The 5,529-nt window shown below is 70.4% G+C and carries 4 protein-coding genes and 2 pseudogenes; 3 read left to right on the forward strand and 3 right to left on the reverse strand.

The window, feature by feature from the left end:
* Nucleotides 1–575 (reverse strand): annotated as a pseudogene (locus J1C73_RS35580) (glycoside hydrolase family 19 protein); the annotation flags it as partial.
* Between the two features lie 14 nt (nt 576–589).
* On the opposite strand from J1C73_RS35580, the pseudogene J1C73_RS32495 reads away from it, so the two are divergent.
* Nucleotides 590–1,573: pseudogene (locus tag J1C73_RS32495) on the forward strand (substrate-binding domain-containing protein); the annotation flags it as partial.
* 90 nt (nt 1,574–1,663) lie between these two features.
* Here J1C73_RS32495 and J1C73_RS32500 read toward each other — a convergent pair.
* Complete coding sequence (locus J1C73_RS32500; protein ID WP_123460177.1) at nt 1,664–2,947, reverse strand: adenylosuccinate synthase; 1,284 nt, start codon at nt 2,945–2,947, stop codon at nt 1,664–1,666.
* A gap of 186 nt (nt 2,948–3,133) precedes the next feature.
* Between J1C73_RS32500 and J1C73_RS32505 the strand changes: the two genes are divergently transcribed.
* A complete protein-coding gene (locus J1C73_RS32505) occupies nt 3,134–3,991 on the forward strand; it encodes a diacylglycerol kinase family protein (RefSeq protein WP_207319505.1) in 858 nt (285 codons plus the stop codon).
* Nucleotides 3,992–4,015: 24 nt separating this feature from the next.
* Here J1C73_RS32505 and J1C73_RS32510 read toward each other — a convergent pair whose 3' ends face one another.
* The gene (locus J1C73_RS32510; RefSeq protein ID WP_207319506.1) at nt 4,016–4,573 is read right to left on the reverse strand and encodes a GbsR/MarR family transcriptional regulator; all 558 of its coding nucleotides are present in this window, start codon (nt 4,571–4,573) and stop codon (nt 4,016–4,018) included.
* A 112-nt stretch (nt 4,574–4,685) separates the two neighbouring features.
* On the opposite strand from J1C73_RS32510, the gene J1C73_RS32515 reads away from it, so the two are divergent.
* Nucleotides 4,686–5,529: ABC transporter ATP-binding protein (locus tag J1C73_RS32515; RefSeq protein WP_207319507.1), on the forward strand; the 844-nt coding region annotated here is incomplete at its 3' end.

The raw sequence follows: 5,529 nt of genomic DNA on the forward strand, positions 1-5,529 counted from the left end.
CCGTTCTGGGTGTTCCAGTACCAGAGCGCGGTCTGCCAGGCGACCGACGGGTCCCGCTCGACCAGCCACGGGTTGTTCAGCAGGTCGAGGCCGAGCGCGTCACCGGCGGCCTTGTAGTTGAAGTTCCAGCTGAACATGATCGGGCCGCGGCCGTAGTACGCGGACTGCCCGGCCGGGCAGCCGAAGGGCCGGCTGTAGTCGCACTTGATCCAGTAGTTGGCCTCGTTGATCTCCTTCACGTACTTGAGACCGACCGACTCGAAGTCGGCGTGCGTCAGGAACGCCGCCGCCTCCCGGCTCCGCATCGCCTCGGTCCCGGTGTTCGCGAAGCGCGGGTAGGCGTGCAGGGCGTCGATCAGCCCCTGGTACGTGTAGAAGGGGTCACGGTCCGGGAAGATCCTGTCGAACTCCGCCTCGCTGATGGCGAAGTCACTGACCCCACCCGTACAGGCACCGCCGTCCTGCCACACGGTGGTGGCGCCCGGATTCTCGTTCCGCGTCCACCACTTGGCCGTCCAGTTGCGGCCGTGGTGCGAGACGGCGCCGCCGGCCGTGTAGGCCGTCGAGGAACTCCACCGGCCCCGACGAACAACTCCACGGCCTGGTGGTCGAGTTCACCGAACGCCGGGTGCGCGGCCTCGCCGTCACCCACTCGCCCGGCGCGGACCACCTGATGGACCACTTCACCCCGGCCGCCGGACTCCGCGAGACCGGCTCCCTCATCCGGCTGCCGCGCGTCCCGCTCAACCGGGGCGAGCACTTCAAGCTCCTGGTCCTGCTGACCGGTTCACACGCGGGCAGCCCGATCCGGGTCACGGGCGGCATCCGGGACGGCGAGGTGACGCCGACCACCGCCGGGATACGGGAACTGGCCGACCGGGGCGCCGGGGCCGGGAAGTCCGGCTCACCCGCCCTCGTGGCCCTCTCCGACGGCCCCAAGCCGAGCGGCTTCCCCCAACTGCGCGAGAACCGCGTCGCCGTCTCGCTCTTCCGCCTGGTCGTCAACGACCGGGTCCCGCTGAAGAACCTGACCGGCGACACCGTCCGCCGGATCTACCGGGGCGACATCCGCGACTGGAGCGAGCTGGGCGGCCCCGGCATCCCCGTACTGCTGGTCAGCCGGGACGCCAACTCCGGCACCCGCGAGGTCTTCCAGCGCCGCGTCCTGGGCCGCAACGAGCCCGCCCAGTCCTCCCGCGACTGCACCACGAAGGACGACCCGCGGGCCGCCGTCATCCACTGCGAACTCGACTCCACCGAGCAGGTCCTGGCCGAGGTCGGCCGGCTCGACGGCGCGATCGGCTACAGCGAACTGCGCTCCGGCACCAAGCCCGCCGGGGCGCACCAGATCGCCATCGACGGCGACGCCCCGTCCGTCGACACGATCGGCACCAGCCGCTACCCGTACCGGGAGATCGAGTACGCGTACACCTACGGCAGCCCGCCCGCCGACTCACTGGCCTCCAGCTTCCTGGCCTACCTCAGCCGGGGCAGCGGCCAGGACGTCGTCCGCACCCACGGCCACCTGCCGTGCGCGACGCCGGAGGGGCTGCGGATCTGCGGGGAGGAGTGAGCGCGGGCACGCGAGGAGGGCCGGGAGCGGGTACGTGGGAGGGCCGGGGCACATGCGCGCCGCCCCGGCCCTCCGTCCGCTCCCGGGTGCTTACAGGAACGAGTTGATCTCGATCGTCTCGGTCCGGCCGGGGCCGACCCCGATCGCGGAGATCGGGGCGCCGGACATCTCCTCCAGCGCCTTCACGTAACCCTGCGCGTTCTTCGGCAGGTCGGCGAAGGTCTTCGCCTTGGTGATGTCCTCGGACCAGCCCGGCAGCATCTCGTAGACCGGCTTCGCGTGGTGGAAGTCGGTCTGGTTGTACGGGAGCTCCTCGACGCGCTTGCCGTCGATCTCGTACGCCACGCACACCGGGATCTGCTCCCAGCCGGTGAGGACGTCGAGCTTGGTGAGGAAGAAGTCGGTCAGGCCGTTGACCCGGGTCGCGTACCGCGCGATCGGGGCGTCGAACCAGCCGCAGCGGCGGTCGCGGCCGGTGGTGACACCGCGCTCGCCACCGATCCGGCGCAGCGCCTCGCCGTCCTCGTCGAGCAGCTCCGTCGGGAACGGACCGGCGCCGACGCGCGTCGTATAGGCCTTGAGGATGCCGATGACCCGGCTGATCTTCGTCGGGCCCACGCCGGAACCGGTGCAGGCGCCGCCCGCGGTGGGGTTCGACGAGGTGACGAAGGGATACGTGCCGTGGTCGACGTCGAGCAGCGTGCCCTGACCGCCCTCGAAGAGGACGACCTTGCCCTCGTCGATGGCGTTGTTCAGGATCAGCGTCGTGTCGGCGACGAAGGGCTTGATCTGCTCCGCGTACTGGAGCATGTCCTCGACGACCTTGCCGGCCTCGATCGCGCGGCGGTTGAAGACCTTGGCCAGAAGCTGGTTCTTCTGCTCCAGGGCCGCCTCGACCTTCTGCTCCAGGATCGACTCGTCGTAGAGGTCCTGGACGCGGATGCCGACCCGGTTGATCTTGTCGGCGTACGTCGGGCCGATACCGCGCCCGGTCGTGCCGATCTTGCGCTTACCGAGGAACCGTTCCGTCACCTTGTCGACGGTGACGTTGTACGGGGTGATCAAATGGGCGTTACCGCTGATCAGCAGCTTGGACGTGTCCACGCCGCGGTCGTTCAGCCCACTCAGCTCGGAGAGCAGGACGGCCGGGTCGACCACGACACCGTTTCCGATGACCGGGGTACACCCCGGTGACAGGATTCCGGAGGGGAGGAGATGCAGTGCGTACTTCTGGTCGCCGACGACCACCGTGTGGCCGGCATTGTTGCCGCCTTGGTATCGCACCACATAGTCCACGGATCCACCGAGGAGGTCGGTGGCCTTCCCCTTGCCCTCGTCACCCCACTGAGCACCGAGCAGCACAAGTGCGGGCACAGGCGTACACCCCTTCCGGGCGGGGCATGTCCAAGGTCAGGGGGCGTACGTAAACGCCGTGCATGCCGCACGACGTTGTACGACAAGGCCTGAACCGTCGAACCGGGTGCCCCGGAATAGACCAAGCCCCTGGCGCAATAGCGCAAGGGGCTCTTGCACCAAGATGCTACCCGAGGAAGGACCGAGGTGTCGGCTGCCCAGCCCCCCGGTAACGGTGCGCCCCGTCTGCTGGTGGTGATCGATCCGGTCGCCCGCCGGACGGACGGCGAGTCCGTGCGGATCGCGAGGGACGTGCTGAGCGCCGGCTCGCACGCCAAGATCTGCCTCCCCGACGGGCCCGAGGAATTCGCCCGGGCCCTCTCCCGCAGGGGCGGCCGGCGGCCGGTGGTGATCGGTGACGACCGGGCGCTGAGGCGGGCGGTGGCACAGCTGCACCGGGAGCGGGAACCGGCCGGAAGCACCCTTTCGCTGATCCCGGTCGGCGCCGCGGCGGCACTGGAACTCGCCCGTTCACTCGGCGTGCCGACGAGTGCGGTGGCGGCGGCCCGCGCCGCGCTCGACGGTGCGGTGCGACGGCTGGACCTGCTGGTCGACGACAGCGACGGAGTGGTCCTGGGTGCGCTGCGCATCCCGGCCCCGAGCGGCGCACCGGGCACGGAGGCCGTCCACTCGGGCGTCACCGCGGTCTGGGACACCTGCCGCTCCCTGGTCCGGACCCTGGTGCACCCGGCGCCCGCGGCCCTGCCCGCACCGCTGCGCACGCACCGGCTGCGGATCGAGGCGGACGGCGTCCTGCTGAACGATCTGGACCGCCCGGTCGAATCGGTGACGGTGACCTCGGGGTGCGGCGACGGCGGCCTCGCGGAGGTGACGATCCACCCGCCGGACGGCGACCCGGTCACCACGGAGGCCAAGGCCGTCACGGTCTCCGGCGCGGACTTCCGCTACCGCGCGGACATACAGGTCGGCGGGCCGGTGAGGACGCGCACCTGGACGGTGCGGGCGGGCGCGTGGGGGCTGATGCTGCCGGTACCGGACGCATAGCCGGCGGGCCGCGCCACGGGGCCGTCAGGCGCCCGCGCGCCCGTCGGCCGTCGGCAGGTCGAGGGTCTTGCGGTGCTCCTCCCAGCGGCCCATCAGGCTCTCCAGCTCGGACTGGAGGAACTCGAAGAACGCCGCCGTCTCGGCGATCCGGGCACCGGCCGGTGTGTGCTCGCCGAGCGTGCGCGCGCCGTCCTTGAGCGTCTGCTCCCACCGGGTGAGCACCCGGTCGCGGCTGGCGAAGGTGGTGTACCAGATCTCGTTGTGCAGGCGGTAGCGGTCGCGGCGCGAGCCCGGTTCGCGCTCGCGGCCGACCATGCTGACCTGGGTGAGGTAGTTCACCGCGCCGGACACGGCAGCCGGGCTGATCCGAAGCGCCAGGGCGAGCTCGGCCGAGGTCATCGAGGCGTCGTCGTCGGCGAGCAGGGCGGCGAAGACGCGGGATGCCATCCGCTGCATCCCCGCCTCGGTCATATCGGACGCGAACCGCTCGACGAAGCGCGAGACCGCCTCCGCGTCCCGCTCCCCGGGCGCCGCGCCCGTGTCCTGTCGCTCCCGTGCGTTCTCTCCGGATTCGCTGCTCATCGCCCCATCGTCTCCCCTGCGCCCCCGGCTGATCACCGGCCCCGTCACCCTTTCGGAGTTTATACGTTTCCATAACTTCACAAATTTGTGAAAGTAGCGTACGTTCAAAATCATGACGAAGGCAATCACCGTGGCTGGACTGCACAAGTCGTTCGGCCGGACGCACGCATTGGACGGGCTCGACCTGACCGTCGAGTCCGGTGAGGTGCACGGCTTCCTCGGGCCCAACGGATCCGGGAAGTCCACCACCATCCGGGTCCTGCTCGGCCTGCTGCGGGCCGACGCGGGCGCCGCCCAGCTGCTCGGCCGCGACCCCTGGCGCGACGCGGTGGAACTGCACCGGCGGGTGGCGTACGTCCCCGGCGACGTCACGCTGTGGCGCAACCTCTCCGGCGGCGAGGTGATCGATCTGTACGGGCGGCTGCGCGGCGGACTGGACGACGCACGCCGCGCCGACCTCGTGGAGCGGTTCGAGCTCGACCCGACCAAGAAGGGGCGTACGTACTCCAAGGGCAACCGGCAGAAGGTGGCCCTGGTCGCCGCGTTCGCCTCCGATGTGGACCTGCTGATCCTGGACGAACCGACCAGCGGGCTCGACCCGTTGATGGAGGAGGTCTTCCAGAGCTGCGTCACCGAGGAGCGCGACCGCGGACGGACGATCCTGCTCTCCAGCCACATCCTCAGCGAGGTCGAGTCGCTCTGCGACCGGGTCAGCATCATCCGCCAGGGGCGGACGGTGGAGACCGGCTCGCTGGCCGGGATGCGCCATCTGACACGCACCAACATCAGCGCCGAACTGGCCGGAGAGCCCAACGGACTGGCGGGGCTGCCCGGGGTGCACGACCTCGACATCCAGGGGCGGCAGGTCACGCTCCAGGTCGACACGGACAAGCTGGACGCCGTCCTCAAATCGCTCTCGGCGTCCGGGGTCCGGTCGCTGACCAGCACCCCGCCCA

Origin of the sequence: Streptomyces laculatispora, assembly GCF_017353455.1 — a bacterium.
In the GTDB taxonomy this organism is placed as follows: Bacteria; Actinomycetota; Actinomycetes; order Streptomycetales; family Streptomycetaceae; genus Streptomyces; species Streptomyces laculatispora.

Bases quoted from the DNA above. Each gene is read 5' to 3' on its own strand.
- J1C73_RS32510 (WP_207319506.1), bottom strand. From the start codon at position 4,573: ATGAGCAGCGAATCCGGAGAGAACGCACGGGAGCGACAGGACACGGGC.